The organism is Deinococcus depolymerans (assembly GCF_039522025.1).
Classification (GTDB): domain Bacteria; phylum Deinococcota; class Deinococci; order Deinococcales; family Deinococcaceae; genus Deinococcus; species Deinococcus depolymerans.
Genome location: NZ_BAAADB010000008.1, coordinates 31773 through 57549, shown reverse-complemented (window position 1 = coordinate 57549; position 25777 = coordinate 31773). Strand labels below are relative to the sequence as shown.

Sequence of the window (25777 nt, the reverse complement as noted above, 5' to 3'; positions counted from 1 at the left end):
CGCATCAGCACGGACCCGCATCAGCACGGAGTCGGGTCAGGCGAGCGGGGCGGCCAGCGCGGCCAGCAGACCCAGGATCAGCACGGCCGCCGGGGCCGCAGCGCCCACCCCGCACACGCCGGACAGCGCCGCGAGCAGGCCGGGGGCCAGGGCCGCCCCGAACGACGCCTGCTCCGCCGCACCAGTACCGGGCAGCGTGTCACCCAGCCAGGCGTGAACGGCGTGCGCGGCCCACGGGCTCAGCAGCGCCGTCAGGGCCGCAGCGGGCGCCGCCCCGACCAGCAGCGCGCCCAGCAGACTCAGTGCGCCCAGGCTCAGGCCAGCGGGCAGGAACGTGAGGAGTCGCGCCCACCGGGCACTGACCGGCGCGCCCACGGGCAGGGCAGGCGGACGCAGGGCCAGCGTGACGGCCAGGGGCAGCGCCGCCAGTGTCGGCAGTCCGGCGGCCAGGGCCGCGCCGCCCAGCACCGCAGGCAGCAGCCGATGCGGCCGGTCCAGCAGGGTCAGGGACGCACGCCACAGCAGCGCGCGTGCAGGCGTGGCCCGCCGCAGTGGGGGAGACCACGTGCGGGGCGCGCGCCGCCCGTCGGCCGTCATGACCGGCGCGGGCAGTCCCAGGCGGCGCGCGCCGGCCCGCAGCGCCTGGATCTCCAGTTGCCGGTGCAGGCGCGGGGGCAGGTCGGCGTGCAGGGAGCGCCGCCACGTGCACGCGGCGACCACGCCGGTCAGGGCCGCGCCCACCGGCAGGAGTGCCGGATGCAGCAGGCCCGCCAGGGGGAGCAGTGTTCCGGCCAGCAGGGTCGGCGCGGGCCGCCCGGTCAGGCGGGCGGCGTGCGCCCCGGCCCGCACGAGCGGCACCCCGAGCGTCAGCAGGGGCAGCGCCGCGGCGAACGCCCAGCTTCCGGGGTGCCATGCCAGCAGCACGCTCCCGCCGGCGAGTCCGGCCAGCAGCCACGGCGCGGCGGTGCGCAGCAGCGGCCACAGCAGCGCGGCCCACGGCGCGGCGGGCGGCCGCAGCCAGTTCAGGTCCGCGCCGGACAGGACCAGCGGCGGGCGGCCAGACCGGGCGCCCAGGGCGGCCAGCAGCAGGCCCGCGCAGACCAGCGGAAGCAGCAGCGCCAGCGGCAGGTCGAACGGCGCGGGCCGGTACGTCTGCCACAGGCTGACCAGCGCGATCAGGGCCGCGCCGCCCAGGTACGCGGCCATCAGCGGCAGCCCGGCGGCCCGCCACGCTCCCCAGGTCTGCCGCCACGCGCGGCGGGCCGTGAGGGCCTGCGCGGCCCACACCACCCGTTCTGGCCGCCCGGGTCGGCCGTTCACGCCAGGTCCAGCGTCAGCGTGCGGGGCCGCAGCGGGGCCAGTTCGTCCCCGTGCGTCGTGACGATCAGCGCCCCGCCCGCCTCCGCCCGATCCCGCACGGCCCGCAGCAGCGCCGCCCGCGCGGCCGTGTCCAGCGTCCCGAACGGTTCGTCCAGCAGCGTCAGCGGCAGACCCAGGCCCAGCGCCGCGCTCAGCGCGACCTTCTGGCGGGTGCCGCGCGACAGGTCCTGCGGCCACGCGTCCAGCCAGCGGTCCAGTCCCAGCGTCCCGGCCAGCGCGAGCAGCGGCCCGGCCGGGCGGGACCACAGCGCCGCCGTGAACTGCAGGAACTCCCCGGCGCTCAGGTCGTCCGGCAGCGGCGCGTCGGTGGACACCCACGCCGTCGCTGCCCGCGCCGTCCGGCTGCCCGGCACGCCGCCCGCGACCCGCGCGCCGTCCACGCCCTCCCGCTCGCCGGCCAGGGCGCGCAGCAGCGTCGTCTTGCCGGCGCCGTTCGGGCCTTGCAGGTGCAGCACCTCGCCCGCCTGCAGGGTCAGGCCGGGCAGCTGCGCCAGCGGACGCCCGGCCACCACCAGCGGGCCGGGCGGCAGGAACAGGGCCGGCAGGGGCCACTCAGACGGGGGCGGCGCAGCGGGGGGCGGCGCGGTCAGGGATGACGGGGACATCTGAAAGGACGGTACGGTCCCGGCGGGGAAGAGGTTCCCACGTCCAGCCCGCCCGGGGGCTATGCTGCTCGCACCATGAAACGAATCCTGACGCGGTGGCTACCGCGCCTGCTGGCCGGACTGCTGCTGCTCGCGGGCGTCCTGGCAGGTGTGGTGTACGCCCTGACCGACCATCCCAAACCCGTGCAGGCAGCCGACCTGAGCTGCCCCGACTCGGCCCCCACGCTGCGGGCCGGCCAGACCCTGCGGGTCATGAACTGGAACGTGCAGTACCTCGCGGGCCGCGGGTACGTGTTCTTCTACGACACCCTGGACGGCGACGGCCCCGACACCCGCCCCAGTGCCGACAGCATCGCCCGGACGCTGGACGAGGTGACGAGCGCCATCGGGCAGGAGCGCCCGGACCTGATCCTGCTGCAGGAGGTCGACCGGGACAGCCGCCGCACCGACTACCAGGACCAGCTGGCCCTGCTGCAGTCGAGGCTGGGCGGCGCGTTCCCCTGCGCGGCCACCACCTACTACCACCGGGCGGCGTTCGTGCCGCACCCGTCCATCATGGGCCGGGTGGGCCTGAGTCTCGTGACGCTCAGCCGCTACCGCCTGGACACCGCCACCCGCTACCAGTTGCCGCGCATCTGCGGGGACCCGCTCACCGTCGCGTTCAACTTCAAGCGGGCGGTGCTGGGCGTGACGCTGCCCGTGCAGGACGGCGCGCCCCTGAGTGCCTTCAACACGCACATGGACGCCTTCGCGCAGGGCTGCGACACCATGCGGCGGCAGGTGGCGTTCGTGAACGACCTGCTCGGCGCCACGCCGGCCCCCTGGGTGATGGGCGGGGACTTCAACCTGCTCGGCACCCGCGCCGCGTACGACCGCCTGCGGGAGCGCGAGCGGGCGTACTTCAACCCGCAGACCGAACTGACGCCGCTGCTCGCGAGGTTCGGGTCGTTCCCCAGCCCGGCGCAGATCGACAGTGGCGACCCGGCCTTCATCACGCATGAACCGAACGATCCGGCCGTGGGAAAACCGGACCGGACCATCGACTACTTCCTGTACTCGCCGGGCCTGAAACGCGGCGACGAACGGGTGCGGCAGGACCGGCCGAAGATCAGCGACCACTACGCGCTGCTGAGTACCGTCACCCTGCCCTGACAGCGGCGGGAGGGCGAAACAGCCGGCCGTCCGCTCTGCGCTCCCTCGCGCTGCGGCGCAGCTCTCCGAGCCCGTATCATACGGATTCCGTTTGTTTCGCCGACAATCCGGAACTTCACCGGATTGCCGGCTCCACGTCCGGAACCCGCTTCTCTCCTTCTCGCATCCGCTCGGATTGAATGGTCTTTGCAGCCCATTCAATCGGAGTCCGTATCATACGGATTCCGTTTGTTTCGTTCACAGATCGGACCACCATCGATCTGTCAACTCCACGTCCGGAATCCGTTTTGCTCCTACTGGCTTCGCTCGGATTGAATGGCTTTGTAAGCCGTTCAATCCGAGTCCGTAATCATTCCTGGCTGGTGATGTACGGCAGGTTCCGGTCAAACTGCGCGCGGTCCAGGCCGTACCCGTACACGAAGGCGTCGGGAATGGTGAACCCCAGGTACTCGACGGGAATCTCGACCTTGCGGCGGCTGGGTTTGCTGAGCAGCGCGGCGATCTTCAGGCTGGCGGGCCCGCGGCCCTCCAGGTAGTGCAGCAGGTAGTTCATGGTGATGCCGGTATCCACGATGTCCTCGACCAGGATCACGTGCCGGTCGCTGATCGGGAACTGCAGGTCCTTGACGATGCGGACCTCGCCGCTGCTCTGCTTGGCGTTGCCGTACGAGCTGGCCTGCAGGAAGTCGATGGTGCAGGGCATGTCGATGGTGCGCACCAGGTCGGCGTGGAACATGAACGCGCCGTTCAGGACGCAGATCAGGTGCGGTTCCATGCCCTGGTAGTCCTCGCGGATTTTCGCGGCGATTTCGTGAATGCGGGCCTGAAGTTGGTCCTGCGTGATCTGTACGGGGCCGTTGCCGGGGGCGAGACTCATAGGGGCTCAGGCTAACACGCCGGGCGCAGCGGTCCGTCCCGGCCGGCTCCTGAACCGACGGGCAAATGCTCTATGCTTCGGCGCATGTCTGTTCTGAGCACCCCTGACCTGAAGCGCGTTCCGGGCGTGCTGGGCCGCATCGTGGACCTCCGCGCCGGGGACTACCGGGACGCCGACCCCACCCTGGGCGGCGCCCGTCCCGCCGCGCGGCGCTTCGAGGCGGCCCTGCGCGCCCCGGCGCTGGGTCTGATCGCCGAGGTGAAACGCGCCAGTCCCAGCCAGGGGGCCATCGCGCCGCTCGACCCGGCCGACGCGGCGCGGGCGTACGCGGCGGGCGGCGCGGCTGCCATCAGCGTCCTGACCGAACCGAGGTACTTCGACGGGAACCGCGAGGCGCTGCTGGAGGTCGTGGCCGTCACGGACCTTCCGGCGCTGCGCAAGGATTTCGTGGTGCACCCCGCCATGCTGCGCGAGGCGGCCGACTGGGGCGCGTCGGCGGCGCTGCTGATGGTCAGCGTGCTGCACGAACACACCGGCGAGTACCTGGGCGCGGCGCACCACCTGGGCCTGGACGCCCTGGTCGAGGTTCACGACGAACGCGAACTGGACATCGCGCTGGAGGCCGGGGCGCGGATCATCGGCGTGAACAACCGCGACCTGACCACCCTGGAGATCGACCTGAACGTCAGCCCGCGCCTGATCCACCGGGCGCGTGACGCGGGCTTCGCGGGCGTGCTGGTCGCCGAGAGCGGCTACCGCACCCCGCAGGACATCGCCGCCGTGCGCGGACTGGCGGACGCCGTGCTGGTGGGCAGCAGTCTGGCGGGCAGCGGCGACCTCGCCCGCGCCGCGCGTGACCTGATGACCCCGTGACCGGCCCCCACCCGCCCGGCCCGGTACGGCCCGACACCCTGACGCTGCTCGGCACGGGCGACAGCAAGGGCGTGCCGCGCTTCTGGTGCGCCTGCCCCGTGTGCGCCGAGGCGCGCGGCGCACACGGGCAGCCCGGCGTGAACCGCCGCACCCGCACCGCCACGCTGCTGCGCTCGGGCGGGCAGTCGGCGCTGCTGGACGCCGGGCCGGACACGCACGCCGGACTGGCCCGCCTGAGTGGTCCGCTCGTGCCGGACGCGGTGTTCATCTCGCACGCGCACAACGACCACCTGCTCGGCCTGGGTGACCTGCTCGACTACGTGCGCTACGCCGACGGGCGGCTGCGGGTGTACGCCCCGCCGGAGGTCGTGCCGCAGATCGCCGCGCGCTTCCCGTACGCCTTCCCGGCGGGCGAGGCGGGGCCGGTGCGGCCCATCCCGCCGCGGGGCGTCCCGGTGGGCGGCGTGACCGTGCGGGCCTTCCGGGTGCCGCACGGCGCGAACGGCCACAGCCACGCCTACCGCCTCGACCGTCCCGCCGGGGCCGGGGAGCAGGGCTGGTCGGCGGCGGTCGTCACGGACGCCATCGGCATTCCGCTGGAACTGGCCCGCACGTGGCTGCGCGGTCCCGGCGGCGCTGGCCTGGACACCCTGCTGCTCGGCACGTCCTTCGAGGACGAGTCCGGCGTGCCCCTGACCGGCCGCAGCGTGTACGACGTGCGCGAGGCCCTGGCCCTGCCCTGGGCGCGGGCCGCCCGGCAGGTGATCCTGACGCACCTGTCGCACGGCGTGGACGTGCGCCGCGCCGCGCACCTGCCGCCCGGCTGGGGGTATGCCCGCGACGACCTGACCGTTCCCCTGGCGCGTCCCCCCGCGACCCCCAACCTTTGATGGTCGCCGCTCACATCTCCCGCCCCTACACTGGGCCGCGATGACCGCCGCCGTGCATCCACCCCGTTACCTGCGCTGGCTGATCCTGGGCGGCGCCCTGCTGCTGCTGATCGGTCTGGCCCTGCTGCCCGACGTGCGTGACTTCCTGGCCCGCGCCTACGCCGCCCTGACCAGCCGTGATCCGCGCGTCACGCACGCCTTCGTGGACGGCCTGGGGTGGGCCGGGCCGCTCGCGCTGATCGCAGGATTCGTGCTGCAGGCAGTCCTGCCGGTCCTGCCGGCGCTGGTCATGACCGCCGTGACCGCCCGCGCCTACGGGCCATACGAGGGCTTCCTGATCGTGTACGCCGGCACGCTGCTCGGCGCGGCCGCCGGGTACGGCCTGGGCCGCACGCTGGGGGACACCCTGGTCCGCACCCTGGCCGGTGAGACCGCCCGCCGCGCCGCGCACGACTTCGCCGCCCGTTACGGCCTGCAGGGTGTGCTGATGGTGCGCCTGATGCCGGTCCTGTCCGCCGACGTCATGAACCTCGTGGCGGGCGCGGCCCGCATGGGCTTCCGGCCGTTCATGGTCGCCACGGCCGCCGGCGCGCTGCCGGTCACGGCGCTCGTCGTGTGGCTCAGCGGGGACACGCAGCGCATGCTGTGGGGCCTGGGCCTGCTGTCGGCCACCGTGGGCGTGATCGGCCTGACCCGCTGGCTGCTGGCCCGCCGCGCCGCCCGTCCCTGACGCTGCCCGCCCGGCCCCGATCCGCGCGACTTTGGTTACACTGCACTGAACATCCGCTCAGCGGACCGCAGGAGGCAGGAGCACATGACTGAAAGCAAGCAAGGCGCCCAGGCGTCGGCCTACGAACGCGCGGGCGTCAGCATCGACGCCGGCCACCGCGCCGTTCACCTGATGAAAGACGCGGTGGCCCGCACCCACACGCCCAACGTACTGGGCGGCCTGGGCGGCTTCGGCGGCCTGTTCCGCGCCGCGTTCGGCCACATGCAAGACCCGGTCCTGGTCGCCAGCACCGACGGCGTGGGCACCAAGACCAAGGTCGCGGTCCGCACCGGCCGTTTCGGCGGGCTGGGCGGCGACATCGTGAACCACTGCGTGAACGACATTCTCGTGCAGGGCGCGCGCCCGCTGTTCTTCCTGGATTACGTCGCCATGGGCAAACTCTCGCCCGAACGGGTCGCGGAGGTCGTGACCGGCGCGGCGCAGGCCTGCGAGGCGCTGGGCGTGGCCCTGCTGGGCGGCGAGACCGCCGAGATGCCCGGCGTGTACGTGGATGGCGAACTGGACATCGTGGGCACCATCGTGGGCGTCGTGGACCGCCCCGCCCTGATCACCGGCGCGCGCATCGAGGCGGGCGACACCGTGATCGCGCTGCCCAGCTCGGGCCTGCACACCAACGGCTTCTCGCTGGCCCGCATGGCCCTGGACGACCTCGACTGGAACGAGGCGCGCGACGACCTGAACGGCCAGACGCTCGCGGACCTGCTGCCCGTCCCGCACCGCCCGTACCTGCCGGCCTTCGACGCCCTGCAGGCCGCCGGGGTGGACGTGCGCGGCATGGCGCACATCACGGGCGGCGGCCTGATCGACAACCCGCCCCGCGTGTTCCCCGCCGGGATCGGCATGCAGGTCGACACCGGCAGCTGGACCGTCCCGCCGGTCTTCGAACTGATCGTGGCGCGTGCCGGGGTGGAACGTCAGGAAGCGTTCCGGGCGCTGAACATGGGCGTGGGCTTCCTGTTCATCCTGCCCGCCGCGCAGGGCGAGGCGGCGCTGGACGCCCTGCGGGCCGCCGGAGAGCAGCCCTGGGTGATCGGCCAGATGACGGCCGGTCAGGGCGTGACCTTCACGGGAGCCGTTTGACCAGGCGGCTGGCCCCCACCGGCTTCGCCGCGCCGGACCGCGCCACCGCCACCGAATTCTGGGTGGTCCGGCACGGCGAGAGCACCTGGAACGCCGACGGCCGCTACCAGGGGCAGACGGACGTGCCACTCAGCCCGGTGGGCGTGCTGCAGGCGGCCAGCCTCGCGGAACGTCTGACCGCGCAACCCTTCGACGCCGTGTACACCAGCGACCTGGCCCGCGCCGCGCAGACGGCCCGCATCGTCGCCGAGCGCCTGCACGGCGCGCCCCCGGTGCAGACCGACGAGGGCCTGCGCGAGATTCACGTCGGGGAACTCGCGGGGCTGACCATCCACGAGATCCGCGCCCGCTTCCCCGAGTACCTGCAGGCCCTGAGTGCCGAACCCTGGAGTACCCGCCGTCCCGGCGGGGAGAGCATGGAGGACCTGTACGCCCGCAGCGGCGACGCTTTCGCGCAGATCCAGGCGCGACACCCCGGCCAGCGGGTGCTGGTGTTCACGCACGGCGGCGTGGTCCGCGTGGCGGTCGGTCTGGCGCTGGGCGGCGTGCCCGCCAACGCCTGGGCGCGCCTGAGCGTGTCGAACACCTCGGTCACGCGCGTCCTGCTGGGAGCGGGCAGCGGCATGCTGCTGGGCTTCAACGACGACGCGCACCTCGAGAGCCTGCTGGAAGCCACCGAGGCGGACGACGTGCTCGGGCAGGCCCCCTGAGCAGCGGTCGCGGGAACGGCGTCCTGCGCGGCTGAACCCCGCCGCGCGCCCATGCGCTAGCCTGAGAGGCACATGCCTTCCCTTCCATCCACCCGTTCCGGCCGGGGCAGGCCGTGACCGTCCCGCTTCCCCCGGCGGGCAGTCCGCCGCCCGGCGACCTGCTCGCCCGCTACCGCGCCGGGGACCTGCGCGCCCTGGCCCGCGCCGTCACGCTGGCCGAGGCGGGCCTGCCGGGCGCCCGGCCGCTGCTGCGCGCCGCCCGTGAACGCACCGCCCGCCAGGGGGGGCGGGCCGTGGTGCTGGGCGTGACCGGCAGCCCCGGCAGCGGCAAGAGCACCCTGACCGACGCGCTGATCGCCACGCTCCGCGCGCGCGGGCAGCGGGTCGCGGTGCTGGCCGTGGACCCCAGCAGCCCGTACAGCGGCGGCGCGATCCTCGGGGACCGCATCCGCATGCTGCGCCATCACGCCGACGCGGGCGTGTTCGTGCGTTCGCTCGCCAGCCGGGGCGCGCTGGGCGGCCTGTCGGCCCGCACCATGTCCGTGCTGTCCCTGCTGGAGGGCGCGGGCTTCGACTGGGTGATCCTGGAGACCGTGGGCGTCGGGCAGTCCGAGGTGGACGTCGCCGCCGCCTGCGACCACACCCTGCTGGTCCTCACGCCGGCCGGCGGGGACGGCGTGCAGGCCTTCAAGGCCGGGATCATGGAGATCGCGGACGTGATCGCCGTGAACAAGGCCGACCTGCCCGGCGCCGCCCGGACCGTCCGGGAACTGATGGCCGCGCAGGGCCTCGGCGCGCACGACGAGCACACCTGGATGGCCCCCATCCGGCAGACCATCGCCTCGAAGGCCGACGGCCTGGACGCCCTGATCGACGCCGTCGAGGCGCACCGCGCGCACCTGGGCGAGGCTGGCCTGCTGGCCCGCCGCGAGGCCCGCGCCGAATTCGAGGTCCGGTCCCTGGTGCAGGAGCGGCTGCTGAGGCTGGCCCGTGAACGCAGCGGCGACCTGTACGCCCGCGTGGCCCGCGGCGAACTGAGTGCCGACGAGGCCGCCGACACCCTGCTGGAACCCGCGTGAAGGCCCGGTCGCTGGCCGGCTGGCTCCTGGCGTTCCTGACCGCGCAGCGCCTGCTGGAACTGCGGGTCGCGCGCCGCAACGAGGCCTGGGCGCGCGAGCAGGGCGCCGCGGAATACGGCCAGGAACACTACCCGCTGTTCTTCGTGCTGCACCCCGCCTGGATGCTGTTCACGTTCCTGGAAGGCCGCAATGGTCGGCGCGTGAACGTCCCGGCGCTGCTGCTGTTCCTGCTGGCCCAGCCGCTGCGGTACTGGGTGATCCGCACGCTGGGCCGCTACTGGAACACCCGCATCCTGATCGTGCCCGGTGGACAGCGCGTCACGGGCGGCCCGTTCCGGTTCCTGCGGCATCCGAACTACGCGGTCGTGGCGCTGGAACTCGCCGCCGCGCCGCTCGCGGTGGGCGCGTGGCGCACCGCGCTGGCCTTCACGCTGCTGAACGCCGCGCTGCTGCTGGGCCTCCGCATTCCCGCCGAGGAACGCGCCCTGGCGCACTACCGCGCCGGGCTGCAGGCGCGTCAGGCCGAGTGAGGATAGCGCCGCTCGAACACCAGTCCGGTGGGCGTGTCGGCCAGCATGACCGGCGTCACCACCCGCACGCCCTGTAATTCCAGGCGGGCGCGGCCCAGCGCGTCGGTGCGCGCCACGCCCGCCGCGAGCGCCGGCACCAGCCAGCCGGGCCGGGCGACGGTGAGCAGGACCTCCAGTTCCTTCAGGCCACTCTTCAGCTGCGGCGTGAACAGCGCGGCCCGCGCCGGCCGCCGCCCCGCCCCCAGCTCCCGCGTGATGCCGGCCAGGTCCGGCGCGAACAGCTCCCAGCGGCCCGCCGCCGTGCGCCCGGCCGTCACCAGGAACGCGCCGCGCAGCTCTGCCGCCGCCTGCGCCAGCCCCTGTGCGCCGGGCAACGCCACCGCCACGTCGAATTCCGGCAGGGTCACGCTGAAGAAGTCAGCGGCGGCCTGCAGTTCCAGCGGACTCAGTTGCCGCAGGGATTCCTGCACCCGTTCCGGACTGGGAAGAGCGCGGGCAATCAGGGTGCGGAACTGATCAGTCATACGGCCTCCGATTGAACGGGTGGCAAAGACCGTTCAATCCGGGCGGAGCGACTCGGAGAGCTGCTCCGCAGGGGAGGAGCCAGGCGGATTCCGGGCGTGGAACTGGCAACCCGGTGCTGTTCCGGGTTGTGAACGAAGCAGACGGAATCCGTATCATCCGTTCAGGCTAGACAGCCTGCTCTTGCGCGGCTGTCACAGCGCCGCCCGACGCCTTCATTCAACGTTGACCCGTCGGGGGAGGTGCGCCGCAGCCGGCCCGTCAGTCCGGACATCCCGGGCCACTTCGTTCCCAACCCCCCGCCCTTGCCGCCGGCCGCGCAGTACCGTGCAGCCCATATGCAGGCCAGCGTCTCCGCCACCGCCACCCGCCACGCCGCCGCCATCGCCGTGGCTGTCACCGCCGGGCACTTCATCAACGACGCGTACAGCGCCATGCTCACACCCCTGACCCCCGCCCTTCAGAGCAAGTACGGGGTCAGCATCGCCGCCGTCACCCTGCTGTCCAGCGTGTACTCGCTGACCAGCAGTGTCCTGCAACCCCTGCTGGGCATCCTGGGCGAGCGGCTGGACCGCCGCTACGCCGCCGCGCTCGGCCCCCTCATGACCGGCGTCGGCCTGACCCTGATGGGCTTCGTGCCGTGGTTCGGCGCGCTGATCCTGCTCGTCGCGGTTGCCGGACTCGGCAGCGGGTTCTTCCACCCGGCCGGAGCCGCCTACGTCGCGCAGCACAGCCCCCCCGACAGGCGCGGCCTGTGGGCCAGCCTGTTCAGCGCAGGCGGCACGGCCGGGATGGCCCTCGGCCCAGTCTTCGCCGGGGTGGGCCTCACGCACCTGCCGTGGTTCGCGCTGATCGGCGTGGTCATCGCCGCCATCACCTTCGCCGTCACACCGGGCGGCGTGCAGAAGGCAAAGCGCATCCCCCTGCGCGACTACGCCGGCATCTTCCGTGGGCCGCTGGTGTGGCTGTGGGCCATGGCCGTCCTGCGCTCACTGGCCAGCATGGGGTACAACGCCATGCTGCCGTTCATGCTGCTGGCACGCGGGTACGGCGCGCGCGAGGTTGCCATCACGCTCGCCGTGTACTCGGTCGCCAGCGCCATCGGCGGCATCGTCGGCGGGCGGCTCAGCGACCGCCTGGGCCGCGTGACCGTCCTGCGCGGCGCGATCCTCACCACCATTCCCTTCTTCGCGCTGCTGATCCTCTCCAGCCCCGCCAACTGGTGGTTCTACCCCCTGACCTTCATCGTCGGGGCCGCCGTGAACGCCAGCATCCCCGTCGGCGTCGTCACCGCGCAGGAGTACGCGCCCGGCCACGTCGCCGTCGCCAGCTCGATCATGATGGGCTTCTCGTGGGGCTTCGCGGGCCTGCTGGTCTTCCTTGTGGGTGCCCTGGCCGACGCCACCAGCCCCACCACCGCCGCCCTCGCCGCACTGAGCCTGCTGATCCCCAGCGCCCTCATCGCCGCGCGCCTCCCGGAACCGCGGAAAGTGCAGTTCAGCTGAGCTGCGGCCAGGCTGGATACGGATTCCATATGACAGCAGGGTGGCTCCTGAGACATTCCTCGGGACCCACCCTGTTCTCCCGGCTGTCAGGCGGGCGCGAGTTCCCGCGTTTCCTGCGCTCGGACGGCGTCCATGACCAGTTTCAGGGTGTCGCGGCGCTGGGCGGCGTCGGGGATGTTCAGGCTGACGATCACCTCGTCGGCGGCCGCGTCGCGGGCCAGGGCGTGCAGGCGCGCGGCCACACTCTGCGGGTCGCCGATGATGGCGCGCCGTCGCATGGAGTCGGCCAGCGCGCGTTCCTGCGGAGTGTACGGGTAGGCTTTCGCCTCGGCGACGGTGGGGTAGGGGGCGCTCTCGCCGCGCGTGAGGCGCAGGAACATCAGGCCCAGCGGCAGGCTGAGTTCCTCGGCCTCGGCGGCGGTGGGGGCGGTCACGACGCTCGCGGCGACGATCACGCGCGGTTCCGGGAAGGCTTCCGAGGGCTGGAACGCGGCGCGGTACGCGTCGGCGGCGGCGCGGGCCTGCGCGGTGTCCGGGTTGATGTGCCACGCGAACGCCAGCCCCGCCCCGGCCTTCGCCGCCACATGCGCGCCGTAGCCGCTGCTGCTCAGGATCCACAGCGGCGGGAACAGCCCCTCGCCCGCCGGGGCCGCGACGGTGCCCGCGAACGGGTGCCCGGCCGGGTACTGCCCGGTGCCGAAGGCGATCAGGTCCGAGAGTTGCCGCTCGAAGGATTCCTCCATCATTCCCTGCGCGCCCCGCAGCGCGCGGGCCGTGCGACCGTCCGTGCCCGGCGCGCGCCCCAGGCCCAGGTCCACCCGGTCCGGCGCGAGGGCCGAGAGCAGCCGGTAACCTTCCGCCACGCTCAGCGGCGCGTGGTTGGGCAGCATCACGCCGCCCGACCCCAGGCGGATGCGCGTGGTGCGCTGCGACGCTGCCGCCAGCACCGCGAGCGGCACGCTGGAGGCGAGTGCGCCCATGTTGTGATGCTCGGCCACCCAGTACCGCGTGAACCCGGCGTCCTCGGCGGCCTTCGCGTACGCCAGCGCCGCCTCCACCGACCCGGCCGCGCTGGACCCCAGCGGCACGGGAACAAGGTCGAGCACGGACAGCGGCAGGGGAGAGGAAGCACTCATGCCCGGCAGTCTGCGCCTGAGCGCACACGGAAAAGCTGCGCGTGGTCACGAACCGGCACCCCCCTAGCCCACAGCGCCCACACGCCCGGTCGTCCCGTCCGGCCGCGCCTATCCTGTAGGGCATGAGGTTCCACGCTTGAACAACGACATTCCCGTGCAGACCCTCGGCGGGCAGGGCGAGGTCATGGCGCACGCGGTGGACGCCTGCGTGCACTGCGGTTTCTGCCTGCCCGCCTGCCCCACCTACGCGCTGCTGGGCGACGAGATGGACAGCCCACGCGGCCGGATCGTCCTGATGAAGGAGGTGCTGGAGGGCGGCCTGCCCCTGATGGACGCCGCGCCGCACCTGGACCGTTGCCTGGGCTGTCAGGCCTGCGTGACCGCCTGCCCCAGCGGCGTGCCGTACGGGGAACTGATCACGGCCTTCCGTGGCTGGAGCGAGCCGCAACGCCAGCGCAGTCCGTTCGACCGGGCCAAGCGGGCCGCGATCCTGAAGATCCTGCCCGCCCCGAAGGTGTTCAGCGTGGCCGCCCGCCTGGGCCAGTTCGCCAAGCCGCTGGCGCCCGTGCTGCCCGCCGCGCTGCGCAGCCCGCTGGACCTGCTGCCGGAATCGGTGCCCGCCATGCAGCCCAGCGCCAAGCTCACGCCCGCGCGCGGGCAGCGGCGGGGGCGGGTGGCGTTCCTGGTCGGCTGCGCCCAGCAGGCCCTGACGCCCAACTTCAACGCCGCGACCCTGCGCGTCCTGAGCCGCAACGGCATCGAGGTCGTCATTCCCGACGGGCAGGGCTGCTGCGGCGCCGCCGCGCTGCACACCGGCGCGCGGGACGAGGCGCTGAAGCTGGTCCGCGCCAACCTGAACGCCTTCAACCCGGACGACTTCGACGCGATCCTCTCGAACGCCGCCGGGTGCGGCGCGGGCCTCAAGGAGTACCCGATGGTCCTGCACGGCGAGCCTGACGAGGCCCGCGCGCAGGCCTTCGCCGCGAAGGTCATGGACATCAGCGAGTACCTGGGCGCCCTGCTGCAGGGCGGCACGCTGGAACCTACCCTGCCTGCCAGCCGACCCCTGAAGGTCGCGTACCACGACGCCTGCCACCTCGCCCACGCGCAGGGTGTGCGCGCCCAGCCGCGTGACCTGCTGCGTGCCATTCCCGGCGTCACCGTCCTCGAAGTCCCCGAGGGGGACCTGTGCTGCGGCTCGGCCGGCACGTACAACCTCGAACAGCCCGAACTTGCCACGCAACTCGGCGAACGCAAGGCAAAGAACATCCTCTCCACGCAGCCCGACCTGATCGCCAGCGGCAACATCGGCTGCCACACCCAGATCCAGAGCCACGTGCGCCGCCAGGGCGACCGCGCGCCCGTCATGCACACCATCGAGATTCTCGACCTGGCGTACCGGGGGGAACTGTGAAAGGGGAGAGGGGATGGTTGATGGTTGATGGAGGGGTGGGCTCGTGAGCACGGAGAAACTCGCGCTGACCACGAATTCGGATGCCCGCAAGCCTGCCCCGGCAGGGGGGGCGCACAATGCCCTGGCCGCCGACCTCACGCGCCTGCTGGGGCCGCGCAAGGTTCTGTCGAACCTGTCCGAACGCCTGAACTACCGCTACGACGCCATCCAGTTCGGTGCCACGCCGCTGGCGGTCGTACTGCCTGAAAGTACCGGGGACGTGGTGGCGGCCGTGCGGGCAGCGCGGGCAGCGGGCGTGCCCATCGTGGGGCGCGGCGCGGCCAGCGGCCTGTCGGGCGGCGCGGCCCCCACGGAACCCGGACTGGTGATCTCTTTTACGCGCATGACCCGCCTGACCATCCACCCCGAGCGGCGTGAGGCGCAGGCGCAGGCGGGCGTGATCACCCTGGCCGTCACCGAGGCCGCCAGACCGCACGGCCTGATCTACCCGCCGGACCCCGCCAGTTTCCGCACGAGCACCATCGGCGGGAACCTCGCGGAGAACGCGGGCGGCCCCATGTGCTTCAAGTACGGCGTGACCGGCGATTACGTCCGCGCCCTCAGCTTCGTGGACGCCGACGGCGAGGAGCACCACGTCACCCGCGACGCCTTCGACCTCGCCGGACTGCTGATCGGCTCCGAGGGCACCCTGGGCCTGATCACCGAGGCCACCCTGCGCCTGATCCCGCCCGCCCCGCACACCCGCACCCTCATGGCGCACTTCCCCGAGGTCGGCGCGTGCGCCGAGGCCGTCAGCGCTGCCATCGCCGCCGGGGCCGTGCCCAGCAAACTGGAGTTCATGGACCGCGCCTGCACGAACGCCGTCGAGGACTACCTGAACCTCGGCCTGCCCCGTGACGCCGAGGCGGTGCTGCTGGTCGACACTGACGGAGACGACCTGGACACCGTGCAGGGCGAACTGCAACTCGTGGCCGACGCCTGCGAACGCGCCGGAGGCACCGTGCGCCGCGCCGCCACCGACGCCGAGGGGGCCGCCCTGTGGCGCGCGCGGCGCAGCGTCAGCCCCGCCCTGGGCCGCATCCGCCCGCAACGCATGAACGAGGACATCGTCGTGCCCCGCTCGGCCCTCCCGGACGTGGTCCGCGAGATCCGCGCTCTCGGCGACGCCAGCCCCTTCCACCTCGTGCAGTTCGGGCACATCGGGGACGGGAACCTGCACCCCAACATCCTGTTCGACCCCCGCAAGGAAGACACCCACGCCGTTCACGACCTCGCGCACGACATCGCCCTCGTCGCCATCCGCCACGGCGGCGTCCTGAGCGGCGAGCACGGCATCGGCTCCATGAAACGCGACTTCATGACCGACGCCGTCGACCCCGCCACCCTGAAGGCCCTGTGGAACGTCAAACGCGCCCTCGACCCGCACCACGCCCTGAACCCCGGCAAGATCCTTCCTGCGGAAGGAGTGGACCGGTGATGCTTGAAAGGAGCTGGACGAACGGCCGCGCTGGTTCCATCAACCATCGACCATCAACCATTCACCCCGCCGGAGGCACCCCATGACCATCCTTGACCTGTCCCCCGGCGACCAGACCATCACCGTCAGCGGCGACACCACCCTCCCCGAGGTGTTCGCCGCGCTGCCCGCCGGACTCTACCCACCGTTTCCGCGCGTGAACCTGCCCGGCACGGTCGGCGACCTGATCACGCGCGGCGGCTTCGGGCAGACGTTCCCGTTCGCGTCCGACATCCTGGGCGTCACCTTCCGCGCCCCCAGCGGCCGCGTGATCCGCGCGGGCGGCCGCACCGTGAAGAACGTGCAGGGCTACGACCTGACCCGCCCCTTCGTGGGCAGCTTCGGCCTGCTGGGAGAGGCACTGGAAGTCACGCTGCGCCTGCGCCCCGGCCTGAGCGCCGGGCACGTCGTCCACCCCGGCCCGCTGGCACCCACCGCCGCCCGCTTCACCTGGGCCGCCCCGGACGGCACGCACGCGGTGCACTTCGGCCACGAACGCGAGGTCCGCGCCGCCCTCGACCTGCCCGGCGCGGTCCCCGTCACCACCCCGCCCGATTACGCCCCGCTGTTCCCGAACGGAATGGGCGTCGCGGAAGGCGGCCCCCTGCGCGACCTGCGCTTCACCTGGCAGGACGGCGCCGCCCACCCCACCCCACCCGCCTTGTTCCGCACGCTGGCCGCCAGCCTGTAACCCGGACTGCCGTCTGTCCCCTCCACACCCCACCCACGCCGGGTTGCCGACGCCACGCCCGGACGTCACCACGCACCCTCCGGCAGCGGCCCTCCAGCATGATCCTTCGGTGACCGGCCGACCACCTGCGGCCAGCAGATACAACCCTGAATCTTTTCGCTATTCTTGACGACGTGCTTAAAAATATCTCACTGATGACGGCCCTGCTGCTCGGCGCAGCCGGCGCCCAGACCGTCGAACTCCGCATCCTCGAAACCACCGACCTGCACACCAGCGCCCTCGGATACGACTACTACCAGGACAAACCCACCGGCGAATTCGGCCTCGAGTACACCGCCACCCTCATCAACAACGCCCGCAAGGAAAAACGCAACAGCCTGCTGTTCGACAACGGCGACCTGATCCAGGGCAACCCCCTCGGCGATTACGTTGCCCGCATCAAACCCCTCACGGCCGGCCAGATGCACCCCATGCACGCCGCCATGAGCATCCTCAAGTACGACGCCGCCAACCTCGGCAACCACGAATTCAACTACGGCCTGCCCTTCCTCAAGCAGATCATCGACACTGCCCCCATGCCCATCGTCAGCGCCAACACCTACGTCGACGACGGCACCGGCAAACCCGGCGCAAACGCCTTCAACCCCTACCTCATCCAGCGCCACACCGTCTACGACACCAACGGCCGCCCCTACGTCATCAACGTCGGCATCATCGGCCTCCTGCCCCCCCAGATCGTCCAGTGGGACAAGAGCAACCTCGACGGCCGGATCGTCACCGCCGACATCGTCCAGACCGCCCGCAAATTCATCCCCCAGATGAAAGCCCAGGGCGCCGACATCATCGTCGCCATCGCCCACAGCGGCATCACCGCCGACTACACCCCCGGCCAGGAAAACGTCGCCACCGAACTCACCAAAATCCCCGGCATCGACGTCGTCCTCTCCGGCCACAGCCACCAGGTGTTCCCCGGACCCGTCTACAAGAGCATCCCCGGCGCCGACATCACCAAAGGCACCATCAACGGCAAACCCGTCGTCATGGCCGGCTTCTGGGGCAACGACCTCGGCATCGTCGACCTGAAACTCGACTACGACCGCAAAACCCAGAAGTGGACCATCAAGGACAGCGCCGCCCTCGTCCGCCCCATCTGGGACGCCGCCGCCAAGAAAAACCTCGTCACGCCCGACCCCCGCATCGCCCGCGCCGTCAAAACCGCCCACGAAGGCACCCTCGCCTACGTCCGCGGCAAGGTCGCCGACCTGACCGCCCCCATCAACTCCTACTGGGCCCTCGTGCAGGACGACCCCAGCGTGCAACTCGTCAACAGCGCCCAGACCGCCTACGTCAAGGCCGCCCTCGCCAGCACCAAGTACAAAGACCTCCCCGTCCTCGCCGCCGCCGCACCCTTCAAAGCCGGCGGACGCGCCGGCGCCAGCTACTACACCGACATCCCCGCCGGCACCCTCGCCATCAAGAACGTCGCCGACCTCTACGTGTACCCCAACACCGTCCAGGCCGTCCTCGTCACCGGCGCGCAGGTGCAGGAATGGCTCGAACGCAGCGCCGGGCAGTTCAAACAGATCGACCCCACCAAGACCGAACCCCAGGACCTCGTCGACACCAGCTTCCCCACCTACAACTTCGACGTGATCGACGGCGTCAACTACGAAATCGACGTCACCCAACCCAACCGCTACAACAACAAGGGCGAAGTCGCCAACGCCGGCGCACGCCGCATCAAGAACCTCACCTACCAGGGCAAACCCATCGACCCCAACCAGCAGTTCGTGATCGCCACCAACAACTACCGCGCCAGCGGCGGCGGCAGCTTCCCCGGCCTGAACGGCAAGAACATCATCCTCGCCGCCCCCGACGAAACCCGCCAGGCCCTCATCGGCTACTTCAACCAGCAGAAAACCATCAACCCCACCGCCGACGGCAACTGGAAACTCACCCCCATCCCCGGCGCCACCCTGCTCTACACCAGCAGCCCCAACGCCCAGAAATACCTCCCCGCAGGCGCCACCCTCATCAAAACACGCGAAGACGGCTTCGCCGAATACAACATCAAGTACTGAACGAGAGCAACACATAAGGAGGCCCCCCACCGCACCGGTGGGGGGCCTCCTTGACAGATGCAACTTGAATAGGCTGTGCAGAAGTGTGAAGTCGAACGGGTCCCAGGCATGACGTTGACAGATTGATGCTCTTCCGATCCGTCAACGAAGTGACCGGGCGTTTGTGGCATACGGATTCCGTCGGCTTCGCCCTCCACCTGGAACTTCACCGGATTGCCAACTCCACGCCCGACAATCCTCTTTGCTGCCACGCTGCGGAGCAGGCGCCGGGCCGCTTCGCGCGGATTGAACGGTTTTGATAAACCGTTCAATCCGAGTCCTTATCAGGGGTTCTTCACAACCGAGACGGTGTCGCCACCCACGGAAGTGACAATTCCAGTCGTCATGTCTTCGATAAGCCAGACGATCTGGTAGGTGCCAGGATCGCCGAAGGCCACAGTGACACTCCTGCTGCCCGTCACGTCACTGCTGAACGTGATGTTCTTTTGAACACTGTTCTGATACAGCACGGCTGCCACGCGGCTACGGTTTGTCATACCGCCAAGGGTCCAGGTGCCCGTCGTGTAGTTCAGTTCTCCAGAGCCGCTGTTGGGGGGAGTCGGGCTGGTGATGGTACTGATGGAGTAGGAGGGACGATTAGCGCGGATGGCCGCCCGGTTAATGGTGATCGGAATGCACTGGATGTTGCGGTTGCCTTCCGTATCCTGAACCGTGACACGCAGGTCGTAGCGTTCGTTGAGGTTGTTGTCAGGCACATATGCCGACCCATCAATGTCCAGGTTGGTCAGAACGACGTCACCGACGGCAATCGCAGGGCTGTATCCGTAGTTCAACATCAGGACGTCGACCGGCGAGCGACCCACGACAGGTTTGCTCGCGTCACACTGCGTCGTTCCGTTCAGCGTCAGTGCTTGGTTGGCGTCGAACGGGCCCACGATGCGTGCTTCCACGACATTCACGCCAGTGTTGTCGCTGACCGAGATCAGCACACCGGAACTGCTGTCAATCTGACCGGGTTTCTGCGAGTCCGTGATGGCAGGGAAGCGGATGGTGGACGCCGGCGGCAGAACGCTGGTCGTGTTGTGCTTGAACTGGCTACTGGTTTCCAGGGGGCGTGAGATGTTTGCACCTGCCGGGTCAACCAGCACGGTCGTGCGGGCACGCACAGTGTAAATGTCTGCTGGTAGAGCGGCCACATCGAACGTGGTGTTGCAGGTCAGTGATTCCGTACTGCCACTGCAAACGTTGCGATCACTGCTGTCGAGCGTTCTGGAAGCCACCGTGACGCCGCGGTAGTCCAGCAGGTCTACCTGGATGGGCTGACTGATGGTGTAGTCCGCACTGCGTTTGGTCAGGGTGATCTGGACGGGTACGCTGGGGGTCGTGACGCTCGCGCCGTCGCTGGGAGAAGCAATCTTGAAGTCAGGGCTGGTCAGATTCTGCACGAGAACACTGGTTTCAGAACTGAGTCCACGCAGACCAGTCTTGGTGTAGGCGATGACCTGGAGTTTCAGAGGACCATTGGCGAACCGGGTGGTGTCCACGCTGAGAGTGGCGCGGGCTTGCGGCGTGACGTAGGTGCTGTTGTCGATCACTCCTTTCGAGTCGGTCACCTGCAGAATCATGCGATCCACCTGACTGGCGGCGTCATAGTTACCCGAAATATTGACGCTCATGTTCCCGGAGTAAGGGGCGCTGCCTACGACCTCCAGGACCGGCTTGGGCGCCTGTTCCACAGGGGCGGTGGTGACAACGTAAGTGAAGGTGCGGTCAACGGTGCGCACGTTGCCTGCGGCGTCCCGCGCAATGTACTGAACTGCATACGTCCCTGCCTGAGACGGCGTGAAGACTGTACTGTACGAGGCTCCGTTCTGGCGGCCCAGGGTTGTGAGGGACTGGCCCTGTAACCCCACGAGCACTTCAATGTTTGCAACACTACTGGTTGCATCAGTGGCCGTGGCGGTGAGCGTGATGGGCGCAGTCGTGAACTCCTGTGGGTTGACAGTGAGGGCCGGGATGACGTCTGGTGCGGTGGAGTCAATCGTGAACGTAACGTTGCGTGTGGCCACATTGCCGACGTTATCGGTCGCGGCGGCGGTCACGGTGTGCTGGCCGTCAGCCGAGACGGGGTTGGTGACGGACTGACCGTTTTCAGTGTAGGTGACGTTGCCGGACACGCCGGAGGCACTGTCCGTCGCAGTGGCGTCCAGGGTGACAGGCGCGCTGGACAGACTGCCGTTCAGGGTGGTGTTCCAGTTGATGATGGGCGCGGTCTTGTCCACGTAGACGGTGGTTTTCGTGATGCCTACGGTGCCCAGCGAGTCGGTGAAGCGAACGCCGATGTCACGCAGGCCTTCGTTCAGGTTGTCGAAGTCGAAGGTGAAGGTAGGGGTACCAGGGGTCGTAGTGGTCGTGAGCAGGGTCTGACCATCCGCCTGGAGTTCCGCCTGCGTCATGTTGGGGGCATCGGTGATGGCCGTGGCGCTGACTGTCAGGGGACCACGAGCGTAGGTACGTCCGTTGCTGACATAGGTGCGGCCCTTGGGATCGGCGTTGGGCGGTGTGATCGCAGGCCCACCCGTGACCTGAACGGTGCTGGCAGTTTTCACCTTCACGCCGCTCACGGTCGCGTCGGCGGTGGCGGACAGGTTACCGGCCCGGTCGGTTGCTATGGCCTTGATGGTGTAAGGGCTGCCGTCCGTCTTGCGGGGGTACCAGGTGACGCTGCCGTTCCCGCCGAGCGTACCGATCAGTTCGTCGGGGCTGGTGCCGTCATTCGCGTACACGTTGATACTGGCAATGCCAGTGCCGCTGTCCTGGCCGATCACGCTGATGGTCACGGGGGTGCTGGTGAACATCTGACCCTGGGTGGGGCTGGTGATCTGCACGGTCGGGGCGGTGCCGTCGTACGTGTAGGTGGAGGTGGTCGTGCCGGTGTTCCCGGCCTTGTCGGTGGCGCGCACGGTCAGGGTGTGCGTGCCGTCGGTGGGCGTGGGAAGTTTTAAGGGGGTTTGAGTTTGAGCAGGGTCGAACGTGGCGAAGGCGCCACCGTCGACGCTGTACTCATAGGTGAGGGTGTCACCGGGGGTGGTATCGGTGCCGGTGGCTTTGACGGTGAGGTCGCTGTTCTTTCCGAGCAGCGCGCCGTTCTGCGGGTTGCTGATGGTGACGGTCGGTGCGGCGTTATTCACATTGACCGGGACGTCCTGGTTGCTGACGAGGCCGACGCCGTTGGTGGCCTGGATGGTCAGGGTGTAGGTGCCGTCGGCGAGGGTCTTGCTGTCCAGCGTGAGGGCGTAGCGGGTGCGGCCGTCGGGCTGGACGCTGAGGCTGGGCGTGGCGTTCAGGCGCACGCCGCCGTTGAACAGTGTGACCTGACTGATGCCGCTTTCCGGGTCTTTCACGAAGCCGTCGAGGGTGATCACGCCGCGTGAGAAGGTGGCAGTGGGGGCGGTCTTGTCGAATTCGGGGGGGGAGATGTCGGCCGTGGCGAGCTTGACTGTGACGTTCACGGGGGTGCTGGCGGCGCCCTTGTTGCCGGCCTTGTCGGTGGCGATGACGGTCAGGTCGTAGGTGCCGCTGGTGGGCGTCCAGGTGACGGTGCCGCTGGCGCCGTTGACGGTGCCGACGCTGGTGCTGGTGTTCGTGGCGGTGTCTCGCGCGAAGACTTCCAGGCTGCTCACGCCGCTGCCGGTGTCGTTGCCGGTCACGGTGATGGTCACGGGGTTGCTGGTCAGGGTGCTGCCAGCGGTGGGGCCGGTGATCTGCGCGATGGGCGCGGTGGCGTCGCTGGTGACCCGGATGGTGCTGCTGGTGCGGTTCCCGGCAGCGTCCTGCGCGGTGGCGGTGATGGTGTGGGTCCCGTCGCTGCTGAAGGTGGCCTTGTTTCCGGTCAGGGGCATGCCGTCGACGGTGTACGTGACGGTCCCCTCGTTGGTGGTGGCGTTCAGGGTGACTTCACCGCGCGTGACGGCTCCGTCGGCAGGGCTGATCCAGTTGACGACGGGGGCGGTGTTGTCGACGGTCAGGCTGGCGCTGGTCTCGCTGCTCAGGCCGGCGTTGTCGAAGGCGATGGCGCGCAGGGTGTGGGGGCCGTCGCTGAGTTTGGTGGTGTCGAGGCTGAAGGTGTACTTGCCGCCCACGCCGGTCGCCTTGGATTCGATCAGGGTGCCGCCGTCGTACAGGTCGACCTTGGCGACGCCGCTGTCGTTGTCGTTGGCGGTGGCGGTGACGGTGACGGTCGCGCGCTGGGGCGTGGCGGGGATGGGGGAGAGGGCGACGGTGGGGGGAGTGGCGTCGCTGCTGGTCAGGTTGACCTTGATGCCGCTGAGGGTGGTGGTGTTGGTGCGGCCGGTCTTGTCGGTGGCGGTGGCGCGCAGGGTGTAGGTGCCGTTCATGGGGGCCCAGGTGACGTCACCGCTGGCGGCGGTGACGACGCCCACCTGCGTGTAATTGGCGTCCCCGTCCTTTTTGGCTTCCACGAGGATGCGGTCCAGGCCGCTGACGGCGTCGGTGCCGGTGACGCCGATCTTGATGGGGTTCTGCGTGAAGGTCTGGCCCTGCTGGGGGTTGGTGATCTGCACGGTGGGGTCGCTGGCGTCGACCGTGATGACCTTGGCGGGGCTGCTGAAGTTGCGGCCGCCGTCGGTGACGGTGGCGGTGACGCTCTGCTTGCTGCCGTCGGCGCAGGTGGCGTCCAGCGTCCAGATGTTGCCCTTGATGTCGCCGCAGGTGGCGGTGTAGGTGATCTGGCTGCTCAGGTCCTGGCCGTTGCGGGTGGCAGTGGCGCGCAGGGTGACGGTGCCGCCGCCTTTCACGAAGTCGCTGGCGGGGCTCAGCCACGTGAAGGTGGGCGCGGTCACGCCGCCGTTGTCGCCGGTGCTGGCTGCGTTGAAGGTGACGGCGATGTTGCGGCTGGTCACGAAGCCCACGCTGTCCTCGGCTTCGACGGTGAAGATCACGGTTCCGGCGGCCCGGGCCTGTCCCTTGACGTCCTTGGTGAGGTCGGCGGTCAGGGTGTTGCCGCTGACGGACTTGACCAGGGTCCCGCTTTCCAGCACGCGGATGGTTACGGGCCCCGGGGTTTTCTGGGTGTCGCCGCGGGTGTCCTGTGCGGTGACGCTGAGCAGGGCGGCGTCACCGACCGTGAAGGTGGCGGTGTCTGCGGCGGCCTGGCCGTTCAGGTTGACGGTGGTCAGCGTGGGCGCCGCCGCGTCGATCAGGAAGGGCGCTTTCACGGTGGTGACGGCGCCGGCGTTGTCGGTGGCTTCGACCGTCACTTCGTGCTGTCCGCCGCTCAGGCTGGGCAGGGCCACGGTCATCGCTGCTGCGGGGCTCAGGTCGGTCCTGGGGCCGTTGTCGATGGCGTAGACGACTTTCTTGATGCTTCCGCCGATGTCCGGGTCGGAGACGCTGACGTCCAGTCGCCCGCGGGTGGGCAGGTAGGTGTCGGCGGTGATGGCGCGGCCGTTCGCCTTGATGTTCACGGCGGGCGCGGTGTTGCCGGGCGTGCTGGGGCTGGGAGTGTTGCTGCCGCCACCGCAGGCGACGAGGGTGCCGGTGAGCAGCAGCAGCAGGGGATTACGGGGGACAGTGTTCATTCAGCGGACCTCTTCGGTGACGTTGGCGACGTAGACGCGGACCTGGGCCTGCGGGATGGTGATGGTGCGGGTGGCGCCGAGGGTGTCCTGGCCGGTGAGGGTGATGTTCATGCGGACTTCGGCGCAGGCGCCCTGGCCTGATGCGAGCGCTGCGGAGCCGTCCACGCAGCTGTCGGCGGCGGCGATGGCCGCCTGCTCGCTCAGGAGGTACAGCCCGGTGGTGGGGGCGGTGAAGCTGATGGGGGCGGCGGTCTTCTCGGTGAAGGTGCAGTTGGTGGCGCCGCCCGCGCAGACGTAGCCTTCCGGCACCTTGATGTTCAGGGTCGTGTTGAAGGTGTTCGAGGGTGCGGCGAAGGGGGTGCCGGAGGCGTCCGTGTACACGACCTTGGCGGCCGTGATGGTCACGCCCAGACTGCCGGCCTTCACCTGGAAGTTCAGGGCGCCCTGGGTGGGGCGGTAGACCTTGACCTCGCTGCCCATGTACGCGCCGCGCGTGCCGTCGGCATTTTTGGCGTAGACGTTGACCACGTCGGCGCCGACCTCGGTGCCGGTCAGAGCGGCGGTCATGCTGACACCCTGGCCGACGTTCACGCCGGTTTCACCGCACGCTGCAAGAAGGAGGGGGAGGGCGAGTAGGGGGAGTTTCTTCATGCGGGGTCCTCCGGGGTGGGGGCGTCTTTGAGGTGAGGGTTGAGGATGTAGAAGGCGAGGCGTTTCATGCCGGCGAGGAAGTCGATGTTTTCGACGATCAGACCACGCCATTCGTCACTGATTTCTTGCGGGCCGCCGCGCTCAAGGGTGCGGGGCTGGATGACCACAGGCGCGAAGTTGAGGATGCCCTTGACCCCGGCGTCGGCGAGGGCCTGCGCGGCGTCCTGGGCGTGTTCGGGCGGAACGGCCAGGAAGCCCATGTCGACGGTGTTGTGGCGCGTGAAGTCGCGCAGTTCGTCGGTGTGACGGACGGTGAGGCCGCGGACCTGCTGGCCGACCAGGGCGGGGTTCACGTCGAACAGGCCGACGTACTGGAACTGGTAGTCGCTGGCGCCGGGGTAGTTGGCGATGGCCTGCCCGAGGCGGCCGACGCCGACGATCACGACGTTCCAGGTCTGGTTCAGGCCGAGCACCCGGACGAGTTCGCGTTTGAGGATCGGGACGGTGTAGCCCATGCCGCGCGTGCCGAAACGCCCGAAGTAAGCGAGGTCCTTGCGGACCTGGAAGGCGCTGACCCCGGCGCGTTCGGCGAGGTCGTTGCTGCTGGTGCGGCTGACGTCCTGCGTCTCGAGCTGTTCGAGGATGCGCAGGTAGGTGACGAGGCGGCTGATGGCGGCGGTGGGTATTTCGGCCAC

General features: G+C 70.1%; 21 protein-coding genes. 13 read left to right on the top strand and 8 right to left on the bottom strand.

The features are described from left to right. Positions 1–36: 36 nt before the first annotated feature. Both ABDZ66_RS05465 and ABDZ66_RS05460 read right to left on the bottom strand, forming a co-directional pair. Complete coding sequence (locus ABDZ66_RS05465; RefSeq protein ID WP_343756963.1) at positions 37–1320, bottom strand: hypothetical protein; 1284 nt, start codon at positions 1318–1320, stop codon at positions 37–39. Further along, positions 1317–1985 (bottom strand): ABC transporter ATP-binding protein, encoded by a 669-nt coding sequence (locus ABDZ66_RS05460; RefSeq protein ID WP_343756961.1) that lies wholly within the window; start codon positions 1983–1985, stop codon positions 1317–1319. The genes ABDZ66_RS05465 and ABDZ66_RS05460 overlap by 4 nt, the downstream gene beginning before the upstream one ends. 75 nt (positions 1986–2060) lie before the next feature. On the opposite strand from ABDZ66_RS05460, the gene ABDZ66_RS05455 reads away from it, so the two are divergent. Next, positions 2061–3137 (top strand): endonuclease/exonuclease/phosphatase family protein, encoded by a 1077-nt coding sequence (locus tag ABDZ66_RS05455; protein ID WP_343756959.1) that lies wholly within the window; start codon positions 2061–2063, stop codon positions 3135–3137. Positions 3138–3486: 349 nt separating this feature from the next. Here the strand turns inward: ABDZ66_RS05455 and hpt are convergent, their stop codons facing one another. Further along, positions 3487–4014, bottom strand: coding sequence for a hypoxanthine phosphoribosyltransferase (hpt, locus tag ABDZ66_RS05450; protein WP_343756957.1), 528 nt, complete (start codon positions 4012–4014; stop codon positions 3487–3489). Between the two features lie 84 nt (positions 4015–4098). Here hpt and trpC point away from each other — a divergent pair, with 84 nt between their 5' ends. The 7 genes from trpC to ABDZ66_RS05415 all read left to right on the top strand — a co-directional run bounded on the left by trpC (position 4099) and on the right by ABDZ66_RS05415 (position 9966). Further along, the gene (gene trpC, locus ABDZ66_RS05445) at positions 4099–4887 is read left to right on the top strand and encodes an indole-3-glycerol phosphate synthase TrpC (protein ID WP_343756955.1); all 789 of its coding nucleotides are present in this window, start codon (positions 4099–4101) and stop codon (positions 4885–4887) included. Beyond that, a complete protein-coding gene (locus ABDZ66_RS05440) occupies positions 4884–5777 on the top strand; it encodes an MBL fold metallo-hydrolase (RefSeq protein ID WP_343756953.1) in 894 nt (297 codons plus the stop codon). Before trpC ends, ABDZ66_RS05440 begins: the two co-directional genes overlap by 4 nt. A gap of 40 nt (positions 5778–5817) precedes the next feature. Next, positions 5818–6507, top strand: a complete 690-nt coding sequence (locus tag ABDZ66_RS05435) for a TVP38/TMEM64 family protein (protein ID WP_343756951.1) — start codon at positions 5818–5820, stop codon at positions 6505–6507. A gap of 84 nt (positions 6508–6591) precedes the next feature. After that, on the top strand, positions 6592–7647 hold the full coding sequence (gene purM, locus ABDZ66_RS05430; RefSeq protein WP_343756949.1) for a phosphoribosylformylglycinamidine cyclo-ligase: 1056 nt from the start codon (positions 6592–6594) through the stop codon (positions 7645–7647). Then, positions 7644–8357, top strand: coding sequence for a histidine phosphatase family protein (locus tag ABDZ66_RS05425; RefSeq protein ID WP_343756947.1), 714 nt, complete (start codon positions 7644–7646; stop codon positions 8355–8357). The genes purM and ABDZ66_RS05425 overlap by 4 nt, the downstream gene beginning before the upstream one ends. 113 nt (positions 8358–8470) lie before the next feature. Then, a complete protein-coding gene (gene meaB, locus ABDZ66_RS05420) occupies positions 8471–9436 on the top strand; it encodes a methylmalonyl Co-A mutase-associated GTPase MeaB (protein WP_343756945.1) in 966 nt (321 codons plus the stop codon). Further along, complete coding sequence (locus ABDZ66_RS05415; protein ID WP_343756944.1) at positions 9433–9966, top strand: isoprenylcysteine carboxylmethyltransferase family protein; 534 nt, start codon at positions 9433–9435, stop codon at positions 9964–9966. Before meaB ends, ABDZ66_RS05415 begins: the two co-directional genes overlap by 4 nt. Here ABDZ66_RS05415 and ABDZ66_RS05410 read toward each other — a convergent pair. Further along, a complete protein-coding gene (locus ABDZ66_RS05410) occupies positions 9954–10490 on the bottom strand; it encodes a hypothetical protein (RefSeq protein WP_343756942.1) in 537 nt (178 codons plus the stop codon). The two genes, ABDZ66_RS05415 and ABDZ66_RS05410, sit on opposite strands and share 13 nt — an antisense overlap. A 336-nt stretch (positions 10491–10826) precedes the next feature. Here ABDZ66_RS05410 and ABDZ66_RS05405 point away from each other — a divergent pair, with 336 nt between their 5' ends. Further along, complete coding sequence (locus ABDZ66_RS05405; protein ID WP_343756940.1) at positions 10827–11993, top strand: MFS transporter; 1167 nt, start codon at positions 10827–10829, stop codon at positions 11991–11993. An 86-nt stretch (positions 11994–12079) separates the two neighbouring features. On the opposite strand, the gene ABDZ66_RS05400 is transcribed toward ABDZ66_RS05405, so the two are convergent. Next, positions 12080–13129, bottom strand: a complete 1050-nt coding sequence (locus ABDZ66_RS05400; protein WP_343756937.1) for an LLM class flavin-dependent oxidoreductase — start codon at positions 13127–13129, stop codon at positions 12080–12082. 136 nt (positions 13130–13265) lie between these two features. On the opposite strand from ABDZ66_RS05400, the gene glcF reads away from it, so the two are divergent. The 4 genes from glcF (at position 13266) to cpdB (ending at position 18831) form a co-directional block, all read left to right on the top strand. Beyond that, a complete protein-coding gene (glcF, locus tag ABDZ66_RS05395) occupies positions 13266–14543 on the top strand; it encodes a glycolate oxidase subunit GlcF (RefSeq protein ID WP_343756935.1) in 1278 nt (425 codons plus the stop codon). Positions 14544–14586: 43 nt separating this feature from the next. After that, a complete protein-coding gene (locus tag ABDZ66_RS05390) occupies positions 14587–16020 on the top strand; it encodes an FAD-binding oxidoreductase (protein WP_343756933.1) in 1434 nt (477 codons plus the stop codon). A gap of 82 nt (positions 16021–16102) precedes the next feature. Then, complete coding sequence (locus tag ABDZ66_RS05385) at positions 16103–16750, top strand: FAD-binding oxidoreductase (protein WP_343756931.1); 648 nt, start codon at positions 16103–16105, stop codon at positions 16748–16750. A 194-nt stretch (positions 16751–16944) separates the two neighbouring features. Continuing rightward, positions 16945–18831 carry a 2',3'-cyclic-nucleotide 2'-phosphodiesterase gene (gene cpdB, locus ABDZ66_RS05380; protein WP_343757130.1) on the top strand — a complete coding sequence of 629 codons (1887 nt, stop codon included), beginning with the start codon at positions 16945–16947 and terminating at the stop codon, positions 18829–18831. 323 nt (positions 18832–19154) lie between these two features. Here cpdB and ABDZ66_RS05375 read toward each other — a convergent pair whose 3' ends face one another. Genes ABDZ66_RS05375 through ABDZ66_RS05365 form a run of 3 tightly spaced genes read right to left on the bottom strand, consistent with a single transcriptional unit; the run spans position 19155 to position 25777 of the window. Next, entirely contained in the window at positions 19155–24431 is a 5277-nt protein-coding gene (locus ABDZ66_RS05375; RefSeq protein ID WP_343756929.1) for a beta strand repeat-containing protein, read from the bottom strand. Next, positions 24432–25082 carry a hypothetical protein gene (locus tag ABDZ66_RS05370; protein WP_343756927.1) on the bottom strand — a complete coding sequence of 217 codons (651 nt, stop codon included), beginning with the start codon at positions 25080–25082 and terminating at the stop codon, positions 24432–24434. Then, positions 25079–25777, bottom strand: coding sequence for a redox-sensing transcriptional repressor Rex (locus ABDZ66_RS05365; protein WP_343756925.1), 699 nt, complete (start codon positions 25775–25777; stop codon positions 25079–25081). Before ABDZ66_RS05365 ends, ABDZ66_RS05370 begins: the two co-directional genes overlap by 4 nt.

Coding starts and splice junctions, on each gene's coding strand:
- trpC (WP_343756955.1), top strand. CDS start 4,099: ATGTCTGTTCTGAGCACCCCTGACCTGAAGCGCGTTCCGGGCGTGCTG.
- cpdB (WP_343757130.1), top strand. CDS start 16,945: ATGACGGCCCTGCTGCTCGGCGCAGCCGGCGCCCAGACCGTCGAACTC.
- ABDZ66_RS05410 (WP_343756942.1), bottom strand. CDS start 10,490: ATGACTGATCAGTTCCGCACCCTGATTGCCCGCGCTCTTCCCAGTCCG.
- purM (WP_343756949.1), top strand. CDS start 6,592: ATGACTGAAAGCAAGCAAGGCGCCCAGGCGTCGGCCTACGAACGCGCG.
- ABDZ66_RS05375 (WP_343756929.1), bottom strand. CDS start 24,431: ATGAACACTGTCCCCCGTAATCCCCTGCTGCTGCTGCTCACCGGCACC.
- ABDZ66_RS05435 (WP_343756951.1), top strand. CDS start 5,818: ATGACCGCCGCCGTGCATCCACCCCGTTACCTGCGCTGGCTGATCCTG.
- ABDZ66_RS05455 (WP_343756959.1), top strand. CDS start 2,061: ATGAAACGAATCCTGACGCGGTGGCTACCGCGCCTGCTGGCCGGACTG.
- ABDZ66_RS05405 (WP_343756940.1), top strand. CDS start 10,827: ATGCAGGCCAGCGTCTCCGCCACCGCCACCCGCCACGCCGCCGCCATC.
- ABDZ66_RS05385 (WP_343756931.1), top strand. CDS start 16,103: ATGACCATCCTTGACCTGTCCCCCGGCGACCAGACCATCACCGTCAGC.
- hpt (WP_343756957.1), bottom strand. CDS start 4,014: ATGAGTCTCGCCCCCGGCAACGGCCCCGTACAGATCACGCAGGACCAA.
- ABDZ66_RS05400 (WP_343756937.1), bottom strand. CDS start 13,129: ATGAGTGCTTCCTCTCCCCTGCCGCTGTCCGTGCTCGACCTTGTTCCC.
- ABDZ66_RS05460 (WP_343756961.1), bottom strand. CDS start 1,985: ATGTCCCCGTCATCCCTGACCGCGCCGCCCCCCGCTGCGCCGCCCCCG.
- ABDZ66_RS05370 (WP_343756927.1), bottom strand. CDS start 25,082: ATGAAGAAACTCCCCCTACTCGCCCTCCCCCTCCTTCTTGCAGCGTGC.